Consider the following 22710-nt stretch of genomic DNA (forward strand, 5'->3'; position numbering starts at 1 on the left):
ACGGGGCGGCGTTGGTACGAGTCCTGCGCTGCGGCGCGACGGGGTGACGAGGAGACGGGGTTGCGCGCCCGGCGGCGCGGGGCGACGGCAGCACGGGCCCGGCGGTGCAGGGCAGTACTGGCAGCCGCGGCCGGGGGCGCAACCCGGTGCGTGCCGCCCCGCGCCGCGTGGGCGATGCTGTGCGCGTGGAGTACGTGTTCCAAGTGCCGCGACCGCCGCTGGACGGGCTGATCGATGACCTCTACTACCTGGAGGGCGCGCCGCCGTACGCCAGGCTGATGCTGCCGCCGATGCCCGCGGGGTTGCTCATCATCAACCTCGGGGCGCCGTTCCGCATCCGCGGCGGTGCCGACGCCGAGACGGCCGGGTACGCCGACGGCTGCGTGGTCACCCCGCCCACCCGCGCGTGGGAGTTCGGCTACCCGCTCCCCTCCCGGTCCGTCGGTGTGCACTTCAAACCGTGGGGCCTGGCACCGTTCCTGCCGATGCCGGCGGCCGAACTGTGTGACCGGCCGGTGACGGTGGAGCAGGTGTGGGGCCGACCCGCCGTCGCCGACCTGCGCGACCGGCTGGCCTCGGCGAACGGGCCGCAGGAGATGCTGGCGCTGCTTGAGGCGGAGCTGCTGCGACGGCTGGCCGAGACCGCCGGCCTGGGACTGGTCAGCCATACCAGCCGGGTCATCGCCGCGACCGGCGGGACGGTGGCGATCGGCGACCTGAGCACGGCGGCCGGGGTCAGCAGCACGCATCTGACCAGGCGGTTCAGGGAACTCATCGGCGTCACGCCGAAGCGGCTGGCCCGCACCCACCGCTTCACGGCCACCGTGTTCGCGATCGACCCCACAGAACCGATCGACTGGGGCGACCTCGCCAACGGCGCGGGCTACTTCGACCAGGCCCACTTCGGCCACGAGTTCCGCTCCTTCACCGGCCTCACGCCGACCCGGTACGTCGAGGTCCGGCAGCGGTTCCTCCGCGAACACCCCGGCCACGTACTGGACGGCTGGTCGCTGCCGGCCGATTGATTTCTTACAAGAGCGCCCACCCAGAAAGGGCTAATTTGAAGCCACCCCCAAACAGAGGAGAGCCCCGTGGGCAAGGTGGTCATGAACGGCTCGGTGTCGGTCGACGGCTTCATCGCGGACGAGAAGGACCAGCCCGGACCGCTGTTCGACTGGCTGACCAGCGGTGACGTCCCGTTGGACGAAAGCGGCGTGCTGAAGGTGTCCCAGACGTCCTACGACTACACCCGGCCGTACTGGGACCAGATCGGGGCGACGATCGTCGGCCGTCACGTCTTCGACCTGACGGACGGCTGGGACGGGCAGCCCCCGGGCGGAATCGACCACATGGTCGTCGTCACGCACCGCCCCCAGCCCGAAGGCTGGGACCCCAAGGCGCCCTTCCACTTCGTCGACAACGTCGAGGCAGCCGTAGCCAAGGCCCAGGAACTCGCGGGCGACCGCATCGTAGAGGTCTCCGCCGGCGACGTCGGCGGCCAAGTACTCGCCGCGGGCCGGGTAGACGAAGTACGCATGGACGTCACCCCCGTCGTACTCGGCTCAGGCAAGCGCTACTTCGGCCAGGTCCAGGCACAGCACCTGCTGACCGGCCCTGACGTGGTGATTCAGGGCGACCGGGTGCTTCATTTGCGCTATCAGGTGCGGGGGTGAGGAAATGCCGGGCCCGGTCACGTGCAGAAGACACGGAGCGAGTTCCGACAGCCCGACCCGCCAGCGCTTACACGCGAGCTGCTGGAGCGCGGAGACGCCTACCTCGGGAGAGAGGGAAACCGGGACCGGTTGCCATCCGGCCGTGTCAGTGGGGGATCGCCGGGCTCGGTTCGACGGGGTCCAGGTCCAGCAGCCGTGCGACGCGGGCTGCGGTTCCGTGGCCTTCGGCGAGCACCGTCGTGATGCCCAGCGAACTGGCCGGGGGCAGGTTTGGCTGGTGGTCGTCCACGAAGACGCAGTCCGACGCGTCCAGGGCCATGCGCTCCAGCGTCCGTCGGTAGATCGCCGGGTTGGGCTTGGCGATGCCTTCCGCTTCGCTGATGACCCGTACGTCGAAGAGGTCCCACACCCCGGTGGTCGTGTAGGGGTTGTACGGATCGAGCCCGTACGAGTTCGACAACAGGGCGACGACGAGCCCTGCGGCACGCGCTCGTTCCGCCAACTCCACCATCTCCGCGGCGGCCCGCACCTCGCTGTGCACCCGCCCCATCAGGTTCTCCGCGTCGACCCCCAACAGGGCCGCGGTGTGCACGTTCCACTCGGACTGCGGCATGCGGCCGAGTTCCAGTTCCGCGTACCGGGCGCGTCCTGCCGGATCATCCGCCAACGCCCGGTGCCAAGCGTCTGCCGGCAGCCCCTCGCGCGCGCACCACGTGCGCACTGACCGGCCGATCGGAGTGGTCATCACTCCCGCGAAGTCGAGTATCAGGCCGCGGTAGGACAACAAGCACCCCCAGGTTGACGGTTCGGACCCACACCCACCGGACGGTCGGGGAGAGCACTAGAGTCTCAGACGGCTTCCGTGTACTTCCGGCCCGGCCGCGCCTTGCCGCCACACTCAAAGGCCACGACGACGCCCCGCGCACCGCAGCGCTCCTCGTAAGCGGTGAATCAGTCCTCAGTCCAATCCGTAGACCCCACCCACTTTTTCCTGGGAAATCGGCCGCTCTCACCGCGGCTCGACCCTTCGGGCCCACTGGGCATGAGGAGTGCATGGCATGTGGCAATTGTGGTCCGTATTGCGCCGCGCAGCTTGACGAGCCCAAGCCGCGCGGCACCTTTACCCTCCATGTAATCCGGTCAGTGGGTGGCCGGATTCTCATCCGTCAATTCGTCATCCACGACGAGGTCTTGCATCGGCTGCCGGCACAGATCTTGACGCGCATGGCATCCAGCCTGTCCTCCCCTTTGAACCCGCTGTTCCACGCCTGGTATCCCCCGCGGCATCCCTTCGTGTTCTTCTTCCAGGGGCCGTGCCAGACGTACTGCTTTTGCTGGCTGTAGCTGTACTGAGACGCCTCAATGCGCATCTTCGGCCCTACGGCATCGCACTTGGTGTCCTTGACGGACATGCTCGTGTCGGCCGTGTACCGCCCCGTGAATTTCACCGTGGCGCTACCGCAGGCCCCGGTGAAACAGACGTCCCTACGCGCCTTCGTGGTCACATCGCCCGCCGTGGCGTCTGATGATGCTGACACGATGTGCGAACTCTGCTGTGAGGCGGCGGGCTGAGCCGTTGACACGCCGATTGCGCTTCCTCCCACGAGGGCAACTAGGCCGACGAGGGTGGGCAGCCTGCGTATACGCATGAACGTACCTCCGGTTGACTGGTCCGGTTGTTCGCTCGAATGACTCTATGGACGGGGAGAAAGAGGCCGCGACTGCTTTTGCGGGGAATTGAACCTTCCATATTCAAAGGTTTCCGAGGGCGTGGGGCATGGGATCGCCTTGCCCTTGAATATCTGTGCGTCGTTACTGCGCGAAATGTCAATGAGGTGTGCGCTGTGCGTCAATGACATGCGCGAACGTCAGGACTACGGCGTGGTGAGGCGTGTCGATGGGGCAAGTGCATAAAGGTCAACAGAAATGTCAAGGGTAAGAAGAAGTGCTCTCGTGGCCTCAGGGGCAAGGTGAAACGACCGACTCCATGGCTGCTGAAGCAGGCGCGGACCGGCGCATAGCGCGAGGGGCGAAATCAGAACGAGTGTCCCGGGGCGCATCTGGTCCTTCGCTCGCCCACTGTGAGCCCATGACGTTGCACGGCCCGGTATTGAGAAGCCGCCCCCGACCTGTTCTCCCAGGCCAGGGGCGGCTTCTCGGTAGCGGTAGCGGAACGGCGAGCAAGAGCGTGGGACTCCGAACCCGCGGCGGGCCGCCGGCACGGCCCGTAGAGGGCTCCGCACAGCCTCATTGGTCACCGCACGATCCGCGTACGGGCTCACACAGCCCCGCCCGTATCAGTCGTCCAGCACCCCCGCCAGCGCCGTCGCCGGGTCGGTCGACGCCGGGCCGGCCGGGGACCACTGGTTGGCCTCGGCGCGGAACGGCCACCAGCGGCCGTCGCGGCCGTAGCGGAGTTGGGCCCGGCCGTCCTCCGACGTCCAGCGGTTGCCTTCGGCTCGTAGCCGCGGCGGCTCCGGCTCCTCGTCCCAGGCGCGGGCGAGTTGGGCGCCGGCGCGCGCGAGGGTGTCGGGGTCAGGGGACCAGGGCTCGTCCAGTACGGCCAGTGCCTCTCGGCCGCCGAAGCGCCAGGCCCGTACGGCCCGGTCGAGCGTGGCCCGGTCGCGGCCCGAGCCGGCCAGCAAGCGGGCCGTGATCTGCTCGCCCGGCCCGGCGGCGGCCAGCCGTACCGCGTCCTGCCACACCGAGAGCTCGGCCGGTACCGGCGCCTCGGCGTGCCCCGGTGCGCTGGCCTGCGCCAGCAATCGCTGGGCGCGGACCGCGGCGTCGGCCGCCAGGAACTCCAGGGCCTCGGGGTCCGGCACCGGCTCGCCCTCGTCCGCCGCGCCCTGCGGCACCGCCCCATCGGCGGCCTCGGTCGCCCCGTCGCGCAGCCGGGGCGGGCGGCCAGGTTCGGCCACCGGCGGTACCGGCGCCGGCAACGGTGCGACCGCCACCGCGCTGGCGAACACCTCACGCGCCGGCAAGGTCGCCGGCGTGAGCGGGATGTCCGTACGCTCCGCGGCGCGCGGCGCAGCGCGTTCGGCCGTGCGCGCCTGAAGGTCGTCGAGTACCTCACGCTCGCCCCTGCCGCGCATCAGCAGCAGCACGAACGGATCTTGATCGAGCAGCCGGGCGAGCTGGTAGCACAACGCCGCCGTGTGCGGGCAGTGGTCCCATCCCTCGCAGGCGCACTCGGGCTCCAGGTCGCCGATGCCGGGCAGCAACTCCACCCCGGCCGCCGCGGCGTCCTCCACCAGGTGCGGTGGCATGTCCCGGTCGAGTAGCGCGGCGATGTGCCCCACCTGGTCGGCAACCATGTCCAGGAACCGGTCCCACTCGGCGCCGGTCAACTCGCGCAACAACACGTCGGACCGGTAGGGCGTGCCGTCGCTGCCGCGTACCACGGCCGTGATCCGCCCGGGGCGCACGCTGACCGCGCCCACCGCCCCCGCCCTGGCCTGCTTGCGCCCCTTCTTGAGCTGCTGGTTGTCCAGGGCCGTGTCCTCCAGGGCCTGGAGCCACGCCCGCCCCCACCAGGTCTGCGCGAAGCTGCGGCCCCGGGCCGGCGGCAGCGCGGCGAAGACGCGCTCCGCCCGACCCACTGCCCGCTGCCCCGCACCGGAACGGGCCGCGCCGCCACCCTCGCCCGGACCGCCCCACTCCGCTTCGTCCGACCCGTCGTACGCCTCTGAATCGTCGTGCGAACCGTCGTGGTCGTCGCGTTCGTCCAACTCGTCTGGTCCATCCAGCCCGTCCAGCTCGTACTCCTCGTCGGCTCCGTACGGATCAAGGTGCTGCCCGTGTTCGTCGTGCGCCCTCACTTGGCCTCCCTCTGGCCGGCCGGCCGCAGCGCCACCAGCTCCGTCAGCTCCGCGTCCGACAGCTCGGTCAGCGCCGCCTCGCCCGAGCCGAGCACGGCGTCGGCCAACTCCCGCTTGCGCTCCAACATGGCCGCGATCCGGTCCTCCACCGTGCCCTCGGCGATCAGCCGGTGCACCTGCACCGGCTGGGTCTGCCCGATGCGGTACGCACGGTCGGTGGCCTGTGCCTCGACCGCCGGGTTCCACCAGCGGTCGTAGTGCACGACGTGCTCGGCCCGTGTCAGGTTCAACCCCGTACCGGCCGCCTTGAGGGACAGCAGGAAGACCGGCACCCGGCCCTCCTGGAAGCGCTGCACCATCTCCTCGCGCCGGGCCACCGGGGTGCCGCCGTGCAGCAGTTGGGTGGGCACCCCGCGGTCGGCCAGATGCCGTTCCAGCAGGTGGGCCATGGCCACGTACTGGGTGAAGACCAGCACGCTCGCGCCCTCCGCCAGCACCGTGTCCAGCAGTTCGTCAAGCAGTTCGAGCTTGCCCGAGCGGCCGTCGATGACCGGGGACTCCTCCTTGAGGAACTGCGCCGGGTGGTTGCAGACCTGCTTGAGCGACGTCAGCAGCTTGAGCACCAACCCACGGCGGGCGAAGGCGTCCGCCTCGGCGATCTCCGCCATCGTCTCGCGCACCACGGCCTCGTACAGCCCGGTCTGTTCCCTGGTCAGCGCCACCGCCCGGTCCGTCTCGGTCTTCGGCGGCAGCTCCGGCGCGATGCCCGGATCGGACTTGCGGCGGCGCAGCAGGAACGGGCGGACGAGCCGGCCGAGCCGTTCGGCCGCCGCCGGGTCGCCGCCCTCCACCGCGAGCCCGTAGCGGGTGCGGAACCGGGCCAGCGGCCCGAGCAACCCGGGCGTGGTCCAGTCGAGGATGGCCCACAGTTCGGAGAGGTTGTTCTCCACCGGCGTGCCGGACAGGGCCACCCGCGCCTTCGCGCCGATGGTGCGCAACTGGCCCGCGGTGGCCGAGTACGGGTTCTTCACGTGCTGTGCCTCGTCGGCCACCACCATGCCCCAGCCCACCTCGGCCAGCCGTGCGGCGTCGCGGCGCAGGGTGCCGTACGTGGTGAGGACGAAGCCGTCGGCGGCGACGGCGTCCAGATCGCGGGGCGCGCCGTGGACGCGGCGCACCGGGATGCCCGGCGCGAACTTCGTGATCTCCCGCTCCCAGTTGCCCAGCAGCGAAGTGGGGCAGACCACGAGGGTGGGACCGGCTGCGGCGGGCGCGGTCTGCCGGTGCAGGTGCAGGGCGATCAGCGTGATGGTCTTGCCCAGGCCCATGTCGTCGGCGAGACAGCCACCGAGCCCGAGCGAGGTCATCTGGTGCAGCCAGGCCAGCCCGCGGAGCTGGTAGTCGCGCAGCGTCGCGGCGAGTGCGGCGGGCTGCGGCACCGGCTCGGCCAGGCCAGCGCCATCGGCGCCGCTCCCCGCAGCGCCCTCCGTGCCGCTCCCCGTAGCCGGTGCCGCGGGCCCGACGAGCCGGTCGCGCAGCGCCGCGAGCCAGCCGGTGGCCTCCACCTCCACCTCGGTACCTGCGACCTCGGCGCGTCCGGTGAGCGCCGCGCCGAGCGCGGTGACCGGGGTGACCTTGCGCTCTTGCCGCTCGCGGGCGCGGCGGGCCGTCGCCGGGTCCACCAACACCCACTGGTCGCGCAGCCGCACCACCGGCCGGTTGGCCTCGGCCAACTGGTCGAGTTCGGCCCGGGTCAGCTCCATGTCACCGATGGCGAACCGCCAACTGAAGGCCAGCAGCGCCTCGGCCGACAGGAACGACGGCAGCCCCGACCCCTCCTGCGGCTGCTCGCCGTCGGGTGGTCCGACCACGGCCCGGGCGGTGAGCTGGCGCGCCAACTCCCGCGGCCAGTGCACCCGTACGCCCTCGGCCTCAAGCGCCACCGCGGCGCTGCCCAGCAACTCGCCGACCTCCTCGTCGGCCAGGTCGATGCCGTCCGGCACCGCCGCCGACAGGAGCGGCGTCAGCGGGGCCCAGGCATGGGCCGCCCGGCGCAGCGTGCGCAACGCGTCCAGTTGGGCCCGCGGTCCGAGCACCGCGGCGAGCCGCGTCGTACCGCCCCACACCGCGGCGGCATCGGCGACCAGCGTGGGATCGGTGATGCTGTGCAACTGGAGTACGGCGCGGAAGCGGGCGCCCGCACCCACTTCACGCTGCTCCGTGCTCTCGTCCGCCGTGAGCCCGAGCACCTCCACCCGCAGCGAGAGCCGTACGCCCGCGTCGTGCCCGGCGGCGATGGCCGCTGCCCACTCGCGGCGCTGGGGCAGGTGGACGGGGGCGGGCGCGGCGAAGGCCGGCGCGCCGGCGGCCAGCGCGGCTGCCGGGGAGCGTGGCAGGCCGTCGGCGACCGCGTCCAGGAAGGAGCGCAGCAGGTGCTCGGGTTCGTACAGGGGCAGTTCGCCCGGGTCGGGGTGGCTGCCCGGGTCCTCGCCGGGGCCGAGCAGTGGCGCCGCGTGTGCGGCCGGCGGCATGGCCGCGGCGAGTTCACGTACCCGCAGCAGGTCCGCCTCGTCGAGCGGGCCGACCCGCCAGGCGTCGTGGTCGGCCTTGCTCAATCCGGGCAACAGCCGCCCACGAGCGGCGAGTTGGAGGGCGAGTACGGCCGCGGTGCCCCAGAAGGCCGCGGCCCCGTCGACGCCGGCGGACCGGGCCCGGGTCAGCGCGGGCAGCGCTTCACCCACCGGCAGCACCACTGCCTGCACCGCGTACGCCGCGACCGCCGCACCGTCCGCGACCACGACCGTCACTTCCTGCGCGCGGTCGGGGACCGGCGGCGCCGTAGCGGGGTCAGCCGGCTGCCAGAAGGCGATGCGACCGGTACGCGCCGGATCGCCGGGCAGGAAGACGGCGGCGCAGCGACCGAGATGAGCTAGTTGAGCGGGTGGCAGGGAGCGGGATGAGGCAGGTGGGATCACAGGCTGCTACATTCCTCAAATTTGACTAGCGGGGGTCGGAGCGACCGAGAGTAGCGGACAGCACGGGCGAACGGGCGGCCGCACGCCGTGAGGAATGCCACGCACTGACCGTGTTGTCGCGCCGGCGCTCCTGCTGCCCTCACCCCTGCCCCAGGGCCCTGACCAGGGCCTTGACCAGGGCGGACACACCCGGCGGGGGCCGCGGTATCCGGGGGCGCGCACCTACTGGCGGTGCGGACGGAACCACCGGTGGTGTCGCTAGCACCCCTGTCCCGCACGGGGTGTGGCACCCGAGCGGCCCGGGTGCGCTCCCCATGGCTGCGGACCACCGTCCACCTCTACGTTTCCCAAGGTCAGACCCCGTGCGGCGGCAAGCGGCACGGACCTGAACCACGGACACGGACCACGGAAACCGGAGACGCCATGCACCAGGCAACCGCCGCAGCCACCCTCGCACCGCCGGGCGCCGCCGCCTCCCCACCGGCGGGCAGCGACTTCGCCCCCCTGCTGCGCGAGGTCCGAGCGGCCGGCCTGCTCCGCCGCCGCACCCGTTGGTACGCCGTACAGATCGGCCTCAACCTGCTCACCCTGGTCGCCGTCGCCGCGGCCGTCGCGGCGGTCGGTGACACCTGGTGGGTGATTGCGCTCGCCGCGCCGGCGGCCATCGTCTGGGGGCGCACCACCTTCGTCGGACACGACGCCGGCCACGCCCAGATCACCGCGAACCGCCAGGTCAGCGCGGTACTCGGACTCACCCACGGGAACCTGCTCACCGGCCTCAGCCGCTCCTGGTGGAACGACAAACACAACCGGCACCACGCCAACCCCAACCACATAGACAAGGACCCCGACGTCGCCATCGGCGCGCTCGTGTGGACCCGCCACCAGGCCGCACTCCGCCAGGGCTTCACGCGCTGGCTCACCCGCCACCAGGCCCGCCTGTTCTTCCCGATGCTGCTGCTCGAAGGGCTCAACCTGAAGGTCTCCGGGCTGCGCGACCTCCGCCGGCAGCAACCGCGGGAACGCGCGGTGGAGGCATCGCTGCTCGCCGTGCACTACCTGGCCTACACCGGGTTACTGCTGGCCGTGCTGTCCCCGGGCAAGGCCCTCGTCTTCGCCCTGGTCCACCACGCGCTCTTCGGCCTCTACCTGGGCCTGGCCTTCGCCCCCGGCCACAAGGGGATGGAGATGCCCGACCCGCAGCGCGACCGTTGGGGCCATCTGAAGCGCCAGGTGGTCACCTCGCGCAACATCCGCGGCGGCCGGCTCACCGACTGGTGGCTCGGCGGCCTGAACTACCAGATCGAGCACCACCTGTTCCCCAGCATGCCCCGCCCCCACCTGCGCCTCGCCCAACCGCTGGTACGCGCCCACTGCGCCGGCCTCGGCCTGCCGTACACCGAGACCGGACTCATCGCCTCCTACACCTGGGCGCTGCGCCACATGCATGACGTCGGGGCGCCGCTGCGGGCAGGCGTGGAACCAGCGGCGGCCGACAACCGTTGAAGAGGGTGTGAGAGCCGGCACGTGCGCAGGAGGAGGCGGAAAGCGATGTCGAACCGTGCGAAGGTCGCCGTCGGCGGGGTGGCGGTGGGAGTGGTGCTGCTGTGGCTGCTGCCGACCTGGCTGGCGTTCCTGGTCATGATCGGTGTGCCAGCGGGCGCCTATCTGTTGCTCGACTCCTCGCAGCGTTCCCGGCTGCGCCGCGTGACACGGAAGCAATTGGGCCGCTGACCAGCACCGGAGCCGCAAGGGTCGAGTCCTGGCAGAGCCCCGGCCAATGGGCCGGTGCCACAATGCCGGGACGAGAGTGACGTTCCCGAGAGAGGAGCCCCGGCCATGGGTGCGGCGGTCATAGCGGTGTGCAGCGACGGTGAGCACGCGTTCAGCAAGCCGGTCCGGGAGCGGATCACCCTGCTCGCCGGGTTGGGTGTGGAGGGTGACGCGCATCTGGGGGTCACCGTCCAGCACCGTTCGCGGGTGGCCCAGGACCCGACCCAGCCCAACCTGCGTCAGGTCCACCTCATCCACTCCGAGCTCTTCACCGAACTCGACGCGGCCGGCTTCCGGGTCCACCCGGGTGACCTTGGTGAGAACGTCACGACCAGCGGTGTCGACCTGCTGGGCCTGCCGGTCGGCACCCTGCTCCACCTCGGGGCCGAAGCGGTCGTCGAGATCACGGGGCTGCGCAACCCCTGCCGCCAGATCGACGGGTTCTCCGACGGCCTGCTCAAGCAGGTGGTGGGCCGCGACGCGCAGGGCGAGATCGTCCGCAAGGCTGGCGTGATGGGCGTCGTGCGCACAGGAGGGGCGGTCCATCCTGGCGATGAGATACGCGTCGTGCTTCCGGTTGGCCCGCATCGGCCGCTGGAGCGTGTCTGAGCGGCTTGCGCCGTGCGGCGGGATCGGTGTTTGACTGGGCCCGTGCCGGTGGGGGTTGGAGTGCGGGGTCGCAGGGTTGCGGGGTTGCACACCCTGTCTCGGGTCCGTGGTTGCTCTGGGCCCGGCTCCACCTTGAGCAACCCTGATGCACCGCCAGTACGACGCTCCCAGCTCGGCCACCGAAAGGCTGGCGCGCCATCAGTCCGTATCGCAGGTTGGCAGGTTGTTCGGGGCCTGCTTCCCGCCCAGGCTGCCCGCGGTCTACCCCACACCTGCTGGCTTAGAGTGCCGTCATGACGAGGACACTCCGCCTCCAAGAGATCACCCCGGCCAACTTCGAGACCGCGATCAACCTGCGGGTCAGCCCGGAGCAGCAACACCTGGTCGCGCCGGTGGTCAAGTCTCTGGCCGAGGCGTACGTGCACCCGGACGTCGCCTGGCCCCGCCTCATCGTCGACGGGGAACGGGCCGTCGGCTTCCTGATGGGCTTCTTCGACATCGACTGGAAGGCCGACGGCAGCCGCACCGACGTCCGCTCCGGCCTCTGGCGCCTGGCGGTGGCCGCGGGCGAACAGGGCCGCGGCTACGGCCGCTTCGCGATTGCGGAACTGGCAGCGGAGATACGCCACCGCGGCGGCACCCGACTCACCACCACCTGGCACCCCGGCCCGGACGGCCCCGAGGGTTTCTACCGTGCGCTCGGGTTCCAGCGCACCGGCGAGACCAGCGGCGACGAGGTCGTAGGCGAACTCCCGCTGATCTCAAGGGAATCCGGGTAGCGCTGCCGGACCGTCCACCAGGCTCTCGAAATTCAGTGGCAGCACGCCGCTGCCCTTCCTTACCCTGCCGGGGAACGAGATCGTCTACGTGAGGGCATGCCGTTGTACACCTTGTGAGACCCCCTAAGCGCTGATCTGTCGCGCGTCGCGCTCACGCGCCGCGCTGATTTTTGCTGTGGTTTCTCACTGGAACTGGTGTACTTCTGTGCTCAATATCTGGGTGGTCATGCCGGCCTGCCTTCCTCTCGTTCGACGCCGCTGCCACACGTGCGCGTCCGAACGCTTCCGGGCGAACGGCAAGTTCCGCGTCAACGCCAACCACAAGCTCCTCGACGCCTGGCTCCTGCTGCTCTGCACGGGCTGCGGGGAAACGGCCAAGCTCACGGTCCTGGAGCGGGTGAACGTACGCTCCATCCAACCCGCCTTGCTGGACCGGATGCACGCCAACGACCCTGTCCTGGCCGCCGAGTTGCTCCAGGACCCGGGCGTGCAGCGCCGCAATCGCATCGCATTGGACTGGGACGGCGCCTGGCGCCTCGACACAGGTGGTTCGAACCACCTGGACCAAGAGGTGATCGACGTCTCGGTGCGCTTCGCAGCACGCATACCGATCCGCCCGGTACGCCTGATCGCTGACGGCTGCGGCCTCTCACGGGCCGAGGTCGAACGACTGATCGTGGAAGGGAAACTCGTCTCGGCCGTCCGACTGGGCGGCAAGCTCTCCGGCGACTTCACGTTCACGCTCAAGCGCTGACCCTACGCGGTGTGTTTGGCCGGGGCCCGTACGGCGCGAAGTGTCGTACGGGCCCCGGCCTTCGCACGCGGGAGGGGGCGCGCGCAGGCGCGTGCGTACCCGGTATCCCTGCAACGCCATCCCGATGGCCAGGCGTCATGGCTGGTCAGGGCAGGTTGGTGGAGGCACGCGGTCGGGGTGGGTGGCGGGGGAGTTTGGCGGGGGTGCAGCCCCCAACCGAGGACCGCCGGCCCACGGCACCGAGGCGCACCCCCACCAACCCCGACGCCGCCCCACCGCCGCTTCGAGATGCCCCAGCCGCATCAGGTTGCCTAGGACAGGCCGTCCTACGCCCTACAGCACCCCACCCGACGGTGTGGCCGGGCGCGCGGCCAGCGAGTCCAAAGCGGACAGCAGCGCGGGCAACTCGGGGCCGCGGCCCACCGGTAGTACCTCGCCAGGCTCCTCGTCCAGCAGCACGAACGCGATGTCGTCGGTCCGTGCTACCAGGCTCCACCCCGGCCCGTCGGCCCGCAGCGTGCGGGCCTCGCCCGACGCGTACGCGGAACGTACCCGGCCCGGCGGCGGGGGAGTGCGGAGGTAGCTGCGCGCCTCCTGAAGTACCCGGCGTATGCCGGCATGGCTCGGCCCGTCCGGGGTTGTTGATTTCGCAGCGGCCTCGACCGGTTCGCCGTCAGCGCCCTGATCGACCGACGTGGCACCCGTACGCCCACCCGTTGAAGCTCGACCAGCCGGGAAGTCGGGCGCGGTCGGCCCCTCGGCGCCGCCGCCCGGCGAACGGAACGCCCCGTCACCACCCACCTGCGCACGCCACACCGACCACTGCGACGCGATCTCATCCGCGCCGAGCCGCCGTTGCGCAGGCCCCCACCCCGCGCAGTCCGGCGGGCTGAGCGGCGGCCGGACCAGCCCGTCGGGGCCCGGCTCCGGCTCCGGATCGTGGGGCGCGGGCACCCCGGGCGCGGCGACGGCGAGGGCGAGCGGCCAACCCGGCAGCGCGCCCACCACGCTGCGGGTGCCGGGCGTCAGATCGAACTCCATGCCGCAGTCCCAGGCGGCGAGGGCGCAGGCGACCAGGGACACGTCATCGGTCACCACGGTCCACCGGGCACCCGTGCCATCCTGGCCGAGCACCAGGCCGTAGCCTTCGGGGCGCGCCGCCAGCCCAAGCACCTCGCACACCTGCGGATAGTCGTCGCCCAGGACGCTCGGGAACCGCGCCGGCGTGAGCAACACCGCAGTGAGTACGTACAGCGCCTCGTCGTGCGCATCGTCCGTCATGGCCACCACAGCCTCCCCGTACGTTCCGTTTGCCGGCGCACCTTAACCAGCGGGTAACCACGGCGTCGATACCTTCGACACGACCTGCACGGGGTGCGCCGGTAGCCCACTCACCGTGTACACCTGCACGGCGGACGGCGTACTTCCGGTACGGGCGAGAGCCGAGTCCGGGCCGCCGGCAGCAGGAGTTGGCGCGTACAGCCGAGTGGTCGAACGTCGGCGCTCCTGCCCATTCCGTAGCGCGATGCGAAGATTTGCCGTAGTCAATAGGGCAATTCCGGTCACCCTTTGACCTGCGCCGCAATGTTTCTGCCGGCTACGGCTCGCCACCCCTAGAGTTGACCTTTGGGCACCGTGCCCCTGAAGTCCAAAGAAGGGAAACCGGTGCCATGCGGCGATACGATTGGCTACGAGAGATTCAGCGGCTCGACCCCGAGCGCGACTTCCTCCGCATCTATCGCATCACGGTGACTCATGAGTTCCCCTGGGATCTCACCCGTGCGCTCGAACTGGCCCTCTTCCGAACTTATGCGGTGCCCAGCGTCGGCGGATTGCTGGCCAAGACCAGCGAATTCACCGCACGCACCCAGAAGCGCTACGACGACACCGCGCTGCTGCTCGACGCGGTGCTTGAGCATGGGTTCAGTGCGACCGGGGGCCGTACGGCGATCCGCCGCATGAACCAGATGCACGGCTCGTACGACATCAGCAATGACGATATGCGCTATGTCCTGAGCACGTTCGTCGTCGTCCCCAAACGCTGGGTGGACGCATACGGTTGGCGGCGGATGTGCGAAAACGAGAAGCAGGCTTCGGCCCACTATTTTCGTACGCTCGGCCGGCATATGGGGATCAGGGACATCCCGGCGTCCTACGAGGAATTCGAGCAGTTCCTCGACCAATACGAGGCAGACCACTTCGGCTGGGACGAGGGCGGCCGGCAGGTCGCCGACGCCACCCGCGCGCTGATGGCCTCCTGGTATCCGCGACCGCTCGCGCCGTTGGTCAATGCGGCCACTCTGGCCCTGCTCGACGAGCCCCTGCGCCGCGCCTTCCGCTACCCGGCCCCGGGGTCGCTGACCACCGGAGCGGTACGTGGCGCGCTGCGCCTGCGCGGCAAGGCCGTACGCCTGCTGCCGCCTCGCCGCAAGCCGCACTACGCGCGACAGAACCCGCAGATCAAGGGCTATCCGCACGGCTACGTACTGGCCGAACTCGGCACCTTCCCGACGGGGCGCGGTGCCCGCGCCGACGGTCAGCGCGGGCTCGCGGCCGGCTGCCCGGTGGGCCGGTTGGCGCAGCAACCCTCAACGGGGGCTGGCACCGGTTCGGACGACAAGGGCTGAGTGCTGCGGAGAGGCCTACGCGCGTATGCGCGCGCGAGGCGCGTCGTCTGTTGGCGCTGAGGTGGGTGGGTGTGGGTGTACGCCGGGGCGAGGGGGGAAGTCTCGCTGTCTCGTAGGGAGTGGTCGTCTCGTGGGTGGCGCGGGGATGGGTTTCCGCAAGTGACTCTAAATGTCAACTTTAGGGTTATGTTTCGTCTCGGGATGACAGCCGCACGCTCGCTCGCCTTGGGTGACTCGCGCTGGTATCGATTGCGGCATCACGCGTACGGCAGGGGTGTGTCGAGGTTGCGAGGTGTGGCGGGCAGGCTTGTGGCCTCGCGACCGTATGGCTGTGCGGGGCGGGCACGCGCACGCCCGCGCGCGGAGGTGTTGAGGGTGGGTCGCGGGTTGAGCCGTCACCGACGGTGATGCTGGCGGGGCGTCGCCAACCGCCGACGCGACGCCAGGCAGTGCCGACCGGGCGCGCGGAGCGGCCATCGAAACACCCGACGGCACACCCAGGCGACGCTCGATCCGGTCGGCGCGCCGTGCGTTCTCCGCGCTGACACAGCCTCAGTTGTGAGCCCCGAATCGGTCGTCAGTCATGCAGAAGTCGACATATCTGCCCCGTCGATTGTCCGTGTTATGAGCCGCCTGCCACGGCTTGGTCGCAGACTGTCTGGCCCGGTCATGATCGTGTGTCAGGGTGAGCACAAGGGCGCTCCAAAGCCAAGGCCGGCTTGCCGAGACGCCGGCAGTGAGCAAGGCTGGCACGGCAGTTACGGGGTACGCAGTACGGGGAGGCGAGAGGCATGGCACTGACCAAGGGGCTCGACTGGCTGCTGGACGACCTGACCACGCGGATCGAGCACATACGGCACGCCTTGGTGCTGTCCAACGACGGCTTGGTGACCGCGGCGAGTGCGTCGCTCGTACGTGAAGATGCGGAACACCTGGCTGCCGTGGCCTCGGGACTTCACAGCCTCGCCAAGGGGTCGGGCCACCATTTTCAGACAGGTCAGGTCCGCCAGGTCATGATCGAATTTGAGGAAGGCGTGCTGTTCGTGACGGCGGCGGGCGACGGCAGTTGCCTGTGCGTGCTCAGTCACGAGGAGGCTGACGTCGGGCAGATCGCCTACGAGATGGCGTTGCTCGTGAACCGGGTCGGCGAACACCTCGGCGTTGAGGTGCGTCGCCAGGACGAGGTGCCTGACACCGTCTGAGTGACGAGGTTTTCCCGCCCGTCCAAGTTATCCACAGGCCCACCATGAGCGACCCCTCCAGAGCTACAGTCGTCACTGTCCGTGATCGACTGTTGGAGGGGAAGACGCCATGACCGTACGGGCGTGGGGGTGGGACGCGACGGCCTTCGGGGCGACGGTCTCGCTCGGCAGCGCGGCCCGGGAGCTGGGCTGGCAGCGCAAGGAACTCGACCTCGCCGTGCAACTCGGCGAGGTGCGCTCGGTGGGCGCGGGGGAGACGGTGCCGTGGCGCAGGCCGGCCCGGAGCGACCACCGGTGCGGGCCGGCCCTGCCGGACGCGTCGTGGCGGCGCAGGGTTTCCCGGGCCGAAGTCGATCTGCTCGTGGCCGACCCGTGCGCCGCCGAGGCGCTGCGAGGAAGACTGCGCCTGGTGGGCACGGCTGAGGCGGCCGACGTCCTGGGTATCAGCCCGGGCCGCTTCACCCGCCTGGCCCGCGCCGGATGCGTCTGCCCGGTGCGGTTCTCCATCAACCGCTACCACGCCGTGGTCTGGTGGTACCTGGCCGCTGAGCTGATGGCGTACGCGGCGGCTGAACCCGAGGTCGGCGCTCCCCGACTGCCGGAGCGGCTCCGGGGCCTGCTGCGTACGGAAGCCGACTGGCGCGGACGGAACTGGCGGGTCCGCCGGGTGGGGCAACTCCTCGCGCAGAGCGTCGACCCGTGGGCGCGAGCCGCCGTCTCGGCCGCCGTGCTCGATGACGAAGCCCTCGGCGAGGCGGTTCCCGACCCCACCGAGCGGGCGTACCTCAGGGAGTTCGACCCTCCGCTGAGCCCGGTGCAACCCAAGGCCGCCGCCCTGTGCGAGGTGGTGGACAGGGTGACGACGGCAGACGGCCGCGATGAGGTGATCTGGCATCAGATCGGACTCACCACGGCCCTTGAAGACGTCCGCATGACGCGCAAGGCACTCGCCGCGCAGCCGTCTGCGGCACACTGGCCGGCACACCAGGTCCCAGGCAGCCAGGCCCCACCCCCGACCGGTGCCACCATCGTGCCGCGCGCGGAGCTGGCTGACCGCGCGGCTGCCACCGGAGTGGCCAAGCTGCCTGGAGTAGCCAACCCGTCTGGAGTCGCCAGCCCACCTGGAGCGGGCATCCCCACCGTAAGGGACGCCCAGCGGAAGAGCCCACGGACCGACCCGAGCCACCCTCACCCGACCGCGGCCACACCCGAGGGGCCACCCCGGCAGGGGGCGCCCCAAGCGCTGCCCGGCTCGGTGTGGGAATGGCTCACGCACACCGCCGTGGCCCGCCGGGCCCGCGAGGCGCCGACTGCTCCGCGCGGCGCGCGCACCCGAGCACGCCCGGGACACGGGGAGCGCCGACCGCCAGGCGTCAGCAGGCCCCCGGGGCGCCGCCCCTCATGACCCCGTGGCCGGCTGCCGGTGCGGGCGGAACAGGCCCTCCTGCATCACCGAAACCAACAACTCGCCGCTCCGGTTGAAGATCTGACCGCGCGCCAGGCCTCGGCCGCCGGTGGCGATGGGGGATTCCTGCTGGTAGAGAAACCACTCGTCGGCGCGGAACGGCCGGTGGAACCACATCGCGTGGTCCAGCGACGCCATGTCGAACCCCCGCTGGCCCCACAGCGGCTCGACAGGAATCCGCACAGCGTCCAACAGCGTCATGTCACTGGCATAGGTGAGGGCACAGGTGTGCACGAGGGGGTCGTCGCCCAGTGGCCCCACCGCCCGCATCCACACCCCGCTGCGCGGCTCGGCCTCGGCGATGTCCTCGGGCGTCCACCGCAGCGGCTCGACGTAGCGGATGTCGAACGCCTGCCGCCGCTCCATGCGGCGCAGCGCCTCGGGAAGCTCACCCAAATGCTCCCGGATCGCATCGCCGAGCCGGGGCAACGACTCCGGATTCGGCACCTGCGGCATCGGCACCTGGTGCTCGAAACCCGGCTCGGGCTGATGGAAGGAGGCCGTCAAGTTGAAGATCGTCCGACCCTGCTGGACCGCGACCACCCGACGCGTGGTGAACGACCGACCGTCGCGCACCCGCTCCACCTGGTACACGATGGGCACCCCGGGCGCGCCGGGCCGTAGGAAGTACGCGTGCAGCGAGTGCACGGGACGCTGGCCGTCCGTCGTGCGGCCGGCGGCCACCAGGGCCTGGCCGGCGACCTGCCCGCCGAAGACCCGTTGTAGTGACTCGTCGGGGCTCAGACCGCGGAAGATGTTGGTCTCGATGCGTTCCAGATCGAGCAGGTCGACCAGCCGCTCTGCGGGGTTGGGCATCGGTGGTGCTCCTTTGCTCGGATGCCGCGCGACGCCGCCGGGCCGTGCTCCGACCCGGGCGGCGACAGGGAGGCTACAACGACCCCACGTCCGTCACGCGGACCACCGCACGCCCCTCCTCGTCGGACGCCGCCAGATCCACCTCGGCGGAGATGCCCCAGTCGTGGTCGCCGCCGGGGGCGGCGAAGGTCTGCCGCACCTCCCACACGCCGCGATCCGGGTGCTCCGCGATGCTCAGCAGCTTGGGGCCGCGCGCATCGGGACCCGTCCCGATCTCCTCGTACTCGTCCCAGTACGCATCCAGCGCCCGACCCCAGGCTTCGGCGTCCCAGCCCGCTTCCGCATCGAGTTCACCCAGCTCATCGGCCCGGTCCAAGGCCGCCAGCTCCACCCTGCGGAACATCGCGTTGCGCACCAGCACGCGGAACGCGCGGGCGTTCGCCGTCACGGGCTTGACCTGGTCCGCCCGCTCCTGAGCCGCCTCCGCCGAATCCACCTCGGGATTGGCGAGCTGCTCCCACTCGTCCAACAGGCTGGAGTCGACCTGCCGCACCATCTCACCCAGCCAGGCGATCAGGTCCTCGAAATCGTCGGACTTCAGGTCGTCCGGGACGGTGTGGTCCAGGGCCTTGTAGGCACTGGCCAGGTAGCGCAGCACGATGCCCTCGGTGCGCGCCAGGTCGTAGAAGGAGGTGAACTCCGTGAACGTCATGGCCCGCTCGTACATGTCGCGGATCACCGACTTGGGCGACAGCGGATGGTCACCCACCCACGGGTGGCTCTTGCGGTACAGGCCGTACGCGTGCGACAGCAGCTCGTCCAGCGGGCGCGGGTAGGTGACGTCCTGCAACAGCTCCATCCGCTCCTCGTACTCAACGCCGTCCGCCTTCATCTGGGAGACGGCCTCCCCTCTGGCCTTGTTCTGCTGGGCGGCCAGGATCTGCCGGGGGTCATCGAGGGTCGACTCGACGACGGAGACCATGTCCAGCGCGTACGAGGGGGACTCCGGGTCGAGCAGTTCGAAGGCGGCGAGCGCGAACGTCGACAGCGGCTGGTTGAGCGCGAAGTCCGCCTGGAGGTCCACGGTCAGCCGTACGATCCGGCCTTCGGCGTCCGGCTCGGCCAACTGCTCGACCACGCCACCGTCGAGCAGCGAGCGGTAGATGGCCAGCGCGCGGCGGATGTGCCGCAACTGGTTCTTGCGCGGCTCGTGGTTGTCCTCCAACAGCCGACGCATCGCCTCGAAGGCGTTGCCTGGCCGGGCGATGATCGCCAACAGCATGGTGTGGGTCACCCGGAACCGCGAGGTGAGCGGCTCGGGCTCGGAGCCGATCAGCTTCTCGAACGTGTTCTGGCCCCAGTTCACGAAGCCCTCGGGCGCCTTCTTGCGCACCACCTTGCGGCGCTTCTTCGGGTCGTGGCCGGCCTTCGCCAGTGCCTTCTCGTTCTCCACCACGTGCTCGGGGGCCTGCGCCACCACGAACCCGGCGGTGTCGAACCCGGCCCGGCCAGCGCGGCCGGCGATCTGGTGGAACTCACGGGCCCGCAGCGTGCGCACCCGCTGCCCGTCGTACTTGGTGAGCGCGGTGAACAACACCGTCCTGATGGGCACGTTCACCCCCACGCCGAGCGTGTCCGTACCGCAGATGACCTTCAACAGACCCGCCTGGGCCAACCGCTCCACCAGCCGCCGGTACTTGGGCAGCATCCCCGCGTGGTGGACACCGATCCCGTGCCGGACGTAACGGGAGAGGTTGCGGCCGAACTTGGTGGTGAACCTGAAGTTCCCGATCAGCGCCGCGATCTCGTCCTTCTCGGCGCGCGAGCACATGTTGATGCTCATCAGCGCCTGCGCCCGCTCCACGGCCGCGGCCTGCGTGAAGTGCACGATGTAGACCGGGGCCTGGCGGGTCTCCAACAACTCCGTCAGCGTCTCGGTCAGCGTCGTCGTCCGGTACTCGTAGCTCAACGGCACCGGGCGGGTGGCCGAGCGCACGACGGCGGTGGGCCGGCCGGTGCGCCGCGCCAGGTCCTCTTCGAACCGGGTGACGTCGCCCAGCGTCGCCGACATGAGGACGAACTGCGCCTGCGGCAGTTCCAGGATCGGGATCTGCCAGGCCCAGCCACGGTCGGGCTCGGCGTAGAAGTGGAACTCGTCCATCACCACCTGACCGATGTCGGCGTCCTTGCCGTCCCGCAGGGCGATGGCCGCCAGCACCTCGGCCGTACAGCAGATGATGGGCGCGTCGGCGTTCACGGAGGCGTCGCCGGTGAGCATGCCGACGTTCTCGGTGCCGAAGAGCTTGCACAGTTCGAAGAACTTCTCCGACACCAGTGCCTTGATCGGCGCGGTGTAGAAGGTGACCTCATCTCGCGCCAGGGCCGCGAAGTGCGCCCCTGCCGCGACCAGGCTCTTGCCGGACCCGGTGGGCGTGGACAGGATGACGTTCGCCCCGGACACCACCTCGATCAGCGCCTCTTCCTGGGCGGGGTAGAGCGAAATGCCGCGCCCCTCCACCCAGGTCGAGAACGCCTCGAAGAGGGCATCGGGATCGGCGTCGCTCGGCATCTGATCGATAAGAGTCACGCCCCCATACTGCCTGCTCTTGGGCTCCGGGCGGGAACCGGCTGCGCCGATGAAGATCGTCCACGGCTAGGCTGTGCCGGGCCGATGAGAACACCACCCGCCGGGGAGCGGGCGCGAGCAGGGGCGGGGAACGACGATGATGGGACCGGCGCATTCGCTGTCCGGAGCGGCTGCCTGGCTGGGGGTGGGGGCGGCAGCCGGGGCCGCCGGACACGCGATGCCCTGGCCGGTGCTCGTGGTGGGCGCACTGATCTGCGCCGGAGCCGCGCTCGCACCCGACCTGGACCACAAGTCGGCGACGATATCGCGCGCCTTCGGGCCCCTCTCGCGAGCCCTGTGCGAGGTGATAGACCGCCTCTCGCACGCCGTCTACCAGGCCACCCGGAAGCCCGGCGACCCCCGGCGCACCGGCGGCCACCGTACGCTCACCCATACGTGGGTGTGGGCCGTGCTGATCGGCGCCGGCGCCTCCGCGCTCGCCGTGACCGGGGGCCGCTGGGCGGTCCTGGCCGTGCTCTTCGTCCACATGGTGCTCGCCGTGGAGGGCCTGCTGTGGCGGATGGCCCGGGTCTCCAGCGACGTGCTCGTCTGGCTCCTCGGCGCGACGAGCGCCTGGATTCTCGCCGAGATCCTCAACCGGCCGGGCAACGGATCGGACTGGCTGTTCACCGGCGACGGCCAGGAGTACCTGTGGCTGGGCATCCCGATCGTGCTCGGCGCGCTCGTCCACGACATCGGCGACTCGCTGACCGTCTCGGGCTGCCCGATCCTGTGGCCCATACCGATCGGCCGCAAGCGGTGGTATCCGCTCGGCCCGCCGAAGGCGATCCGCTTCCGTGCCGGCAGTTGGGTGGAGCTGAAGGTGCTCATGCCCGTCTTCATGGTGCTGGGCGGCGTGAGCGGACTCGGCGCCCTCGGGGTCTTCTGACCGGCCCAGCCGTTCGCCCCGCACCCGTGGGGCGGCCCTGCGCCTGCGGGGCGACCTCGTACGCAGGTGCAGGCAGCGGGCCGGCAGGGTGCTGGTCGACTGGTCAGGGGCGGGTCCGAGCGCTGGCGAACCGGCCTGGCCGAGTCAACAACGCCGCCCAGACGGTGCGGCGCAGCCCGCGCGCGTACGCGAAGCTGATCGCCACCGAGGACGCCCCGCTGTCAGCCGGTGAACTACCGGCCAAGGAGGGCTTCGGCCTCTTCGGCAGCGGCAGCCACGCGGCGCTGCCCGGTCAGGTCGACGACGGCTCTGCCCCGAGGCACGCCCCCGGCCGCGGCGTGGTGGGGAGGGGGTGCCGAGACCTCGTACCGGCTGCCAGGTCGTCCCGACACATGGGAAACCCCCGACCTACGGGAAACTCCCGACTTACGGGAGACCCTCCGAGGACGCGAGCGTCGCTGCCGTCGAGCCATCGGCCGGGCTCCGCAGCGGCGGGTGACGCATGGGCGCCGCCCGAATCAGCAACTCCAGCGCGCCCCCTCAGGCACCGGCGTCCCACAACCCCCGCCCCGGGGGGGGCCGGGGGCGCCCGCCCCCCCCGGGGCGGGGCGGCGGGCGGCGGGGGGGGGTGGGGGGGCCCGGGGGCGCCGCATCCGACATCGGCGAGATGGGGCGGTTGCGCACCCCGGACCCGGCCC

General features: G+C 70.7%; 18 protein-coding genes and 1 pseudogene. 12 read left to right on the top strand and 7 right to left on the bottom strand.

Annotated features, from left to right (window positions below; genetic code table 11):
* The first annotated feature begins 185 nt into the window (after positions 1-185).
* Entirely contained in the window at positions 186-1025 is an 840-nt protein-coding gene (locus AAHZ94_RS07810) for a helix-turn-helix domain-containing protein (protein ID WP_349991642.1), read from the top strand.
* 66 nt (positions 1026-1091) lie between these two features.
* Positions 1092-1673, top strand: a complete 582-nt coding sequence (locus tag AAHZ94_RS07815; RefSeq protein ID WP_349991643.1) for a dihydrofolate reductase family protein — start codon at positions 1092-1094, stop codon at positions 1671-1673.
* A 145-nt stretch (positions 1674-1818) separates the two neighbouring features.
* Here the strand turns inward: AAHZ94_RS07815 and AAHZ94_RS07820 are convergent, their stop codons facing one another.
* From AAHZ94_RS07820 to AAHZ94_RS07835, 4 genes are all read right to left on the bottom strand, one after another.
* Positions 1819-2460, bottom strand: a complete 642-nt coding sequence (locus AAHZ94_RS07820) for an HAD-IA family hydrolase (RefSeq protein WP_349991644.1) — start codon at positions 2458-2460, stop codon at positions 1819-1821.
* A gap of 379 nt (positions 2461-2839) precedes the next feature.
* On the bottom strand, positions 2840-3322 hold the full coding sequence (locus tag AAHZ94_RS07825) for a hypothetical protein (protein WP_349991645.1): 483 nt from the start codon (positions 3320-3322) through the stop codon (positions 2840-2842).
* Positions 3323-3970: 648 nt separating this feature from the next.
* On the bottom strand, positions 3971-5278 hold the full coding sequence (locus AAHZ94_RS07830) for an SWF or SNF family helicase (protein WP_349991665.1): 1308 nt from the start codon (positions 5276-5278) through the stop codon (positions 3971-3973).
* 215 nt (positions 5279-5493) lie between these two features.
* Positions 5494-8472, bottom strand: a complete 2979-nt coding sequence (locus tag AAHZ94_RS07835) for an SCO1167/SCO6262 family helicase (RefSeq protein WP_349991646.1) — start codon at positions 8470-8472, stop codon at positions 5494-5496.
* A 423-nt stretch (positions 8473-8895) separates the two neighbouring features.
* On the opposite strand from AAHZ94_RS07835, the gene AAHZ94_RS07840 reads away from it, so the two are divergent.
* The 5 genes from AAHZ94_RS07840 to AAHZ94_RS07860 all read left to right on the top strand — a co-directional run bounded on the left by AAHZ94_RS07840 (position 8896) and on the right by AAHZ94_RS07860 (position 12387).
* Positions 8896-9978: an acyl-CoA desaturase gene (locus AAHZ94_RS07840; RefSeq protein WP_349991648.1), complete on the top strand. Its 1083-nt coding sequence runs from the start codon at positions 8896-8898 to the stop codon at positions 9976-9978.
* A 45-nt stretch (positions 9979-10023) separates the two neighbouring features.
* Positions 10024-10206, top strand: coding sequence for a tail-anchor membrane protein (locus AAHZ94_RS07845; RefSeq protein WP_349991650.1), 183 nt, complete (start codon positions 10024-10026; stop codon positions 10204-10206).
* Positions 10207-10311: 105 nt separating this feature from the next.
* The gene (locus AAHZ94_RS07850; RefSeq protein ID WP_349991651.1) at positions 10312-10854 is read left to right on the top strand and encodes an MOSC domain-containing protein; all 543 of its coding nucleotides are present in this window, start codon (positions 10312-10314) and stop codon (positions 10852-10854) included.
* A 293-nt stretch (positions 10855-11147) separates the two neighbouring features.
* Positions 11148-11633, top strand: a complete 486-nt coding sequence (locus AAHZ94_RS07855) for a GNAT family N-acetyltransferase (RefSeq protein WP_349991653.1) — start codon at positions 11148-11150, stop codon at positions 11631-11633.
* A 205-nt stretch (positions 11634-11838) separates the two neighbouring features.
* Entirely contained in the window at positions 11839-12387 is a 549-nt protein-coding gene (locus AAHZ94_RS07860) for a DUF1062 domain-containing protein (protein WP_349991655.1), read from the top strand.
* Positions 12388-12720: 333 nt separating this feature from the next.
* On the opposite strand, the gene AAHZ94_RS07865 is transcribed toward AAHZ94_RS07860, so the two are convergent.
* Entirely contained in the window at positions 12721-13668 is a 948-nt protein-coding gene (locus AAHZ94_RS07865; RefSeq protein WP_502964600.1) for a hypothetical protein, read from the bottom strand.
* Between the two features lie 389 nt (positions 13669-14057).
* On the opposite strand from AAHZ94_RS07865, the gene AAHZ94_RS07870 reads away from it, so the two are divergent.
* The 3 genes from AAHZ94_RS07870 (at position 14058) to AAHZ94_RS07880 (ending at position 17621) form a co-directional block, all read left to right on the top strand.
* Positions 14058-15014 carry an oxygenase MpaB family protein gene (locus AAHZ94_RS07870; RefSeq protein WP_349991657.1) on the top strand — a complete coding sequence of 319 codons (957 nt, stop codon included), beginning with the start codon at positions 14058-14060 and terminating at the stop codon, positions 15012-15014.
* 791 nt (positions 15015-15805) lie between these two features.
* Positions 15806-16216: a roadblock/LC7 domain-containing protein gene (locus tag AAHZ94_RS07875; RefSeq protein ID WP_349991659.1), complete on the top strand. Its 411-nt coding sequence runs from the start codon at positions 15806-15808 to the stop codon at positions 16214-16216.
* 109 nt (positions 16217-16325) lie between these two features.
* Complete coding sequence (locus AAHZ94_RS07880; protein WP_349991660.1) at positions 16326-17621, top strand: DUF6397 family protein; 1296 nt, start codon at positions 16326-16328, stop codon at positions 17619-17621.
* Here the strand turns inward: AAHZ94_RS07880 and AAHZ94_RS07885 are convergent.
* Positions 17616-18497, bottom strand: coding sequence for an acyl-CoA thioesterase (locus tag AAHZ94_RS07885; RefSeq protein WP_349991661.1), 882 nt, complete (start codon positions 18495-18497; stop codon positions 17616-17618). The two genes, AAHZ94_RS07880 and AAHZ94_RS07885, sit on opposite strands and share 6 nt — an antisense overlap.
* A gap of 73 nt (positions 18498-18570) precedes the next feature.
* Positions 18571-21084: a DEAD/DEAH box helicase gene (locus AAHZ94_RS07890; RefSeq protein ID WP_349991663.1), complete on the bottom strand. Its 2514-nt coding sequence runs from the start codon at positions 21082-21084 to the stop codon at positions 18571-18573.
* Positions 21085-21220: 136 nt separating this feature from the next.
* Here AAHZ94_RS07890 and AAHZ94_RS07895 point away from each other — a divergent pair, with 136 nt between their 5' ends.
* Complete coding sequence (locus AAHZ94_RS07895; RefSeq protein WP_349991664.1) at positions 21221-22012, top strand: metal-dependent hydrolase; 792 nt, start codon at positions 21221-21223, stop codon at positions 22010-22012.
* A 143-nt stretch (positions 22013-22155) separates the two neighbouring features.
* A pseudogene (locus tag AAHZ94_RS07900) lies at positions 22156-22305 on the top strand (short-chain dehydrogenase); the annotation flags it as partial.
* Between the last annotated feature and the right edge of the window lie 405 nt (positions 22306-22710).

This window comes from Streptomyces sp. HSW2009 (assembly GCF_040240285.1).
Lineage (GTDB): Bacteria > Actinomycetota > Actinomycetes > Streptomycetales > Streptomycetaceae > Streptomyces.

Excerpts from the sequence above, each read along its gene's own strand:
- AAHZ94_RS07855 (WP_349991653.1), top strand. The coding sequence starts at position 11,148 with ATGACGAGGACACTCCGCCTCCAAGAGATCACCCCGGCCAACTTCGAG.
- AAHZ94_RS07875 (WP_349991659.1), top strand. The coding sequence starts at position 15,806 with ATGGCACTGACCAAGGGGCTCGACTGGCTGCTGGACGACCTGACCACG.
- AAHZ94_RS07850 (WP_349991651.1), top strand. The coding sequence starts at position 10,312 with ATGGGTGCGGCGGTCATAGCGGTGTGCAGCGACGGTGAGCACGCGTTC.
- AAHZ94_RS07845 (WP_349991650.1), top strand. The coding sequence starts at position 10,024 with ATGTCGAACCGTGCGAAGGTCGCCGTCGGCGGGGTGGCGGTGGGAGTG.
- AAHZ94_RS07865 (WP_502964600.1), bottom strand. The coding sequence starts at position 13,668 with ATGACGGACGATGCGCACGACGAGGCGCTGTACGTACTCACTGCGGTG.
- AAHZ94_RS07825 (WP_349991645.1), bottom strand. The coding sequence starts at position 3,322 with ATGCGTATACGCAGGCTGCCCACCCTCGTCGGCCTAGTTGCCCTCGTG.
- AAHZ94_RS07885 (WP_349991661.1), bottom strand. The coding sequence starts at position 18,497 with ATGCCCAACCCCGCAGAGCGGCTGGTCGACCTGCTCGATCTGGAACGC.
- AAHZ94_RS07840 (WP_349991648.1), top strand. The coding sequence starts at position 8,896 with ATGCACCAGGCAACCGCCGCAGCCACCCTCGCACCGCCGGGCGCCGCC.
- AAHZ94_RS07880 (WP_349991660.1), top strand. The coding sequence starts at position 16,326 with ATGACCGTACGGGCGTGGGGGTGGGACGCGACGGCCTTCGGGGCGACG.
- AAHZ94_RS07870 (WP_349991657.1), top strand. The coding sequence starts at position 14,058 with ATGCGGCGATACGATTGGCTACGAGAGATTCAGCGGCTCGACCCCGAG.
- AAHZ94_RS07895 (WP_349991664.1), top strand. The coding sequence starts at position 21,221 with ATGATGGGACCGGCGCATTCGCTGTCCGGAGCGGCTGCCTGGCTGGGG.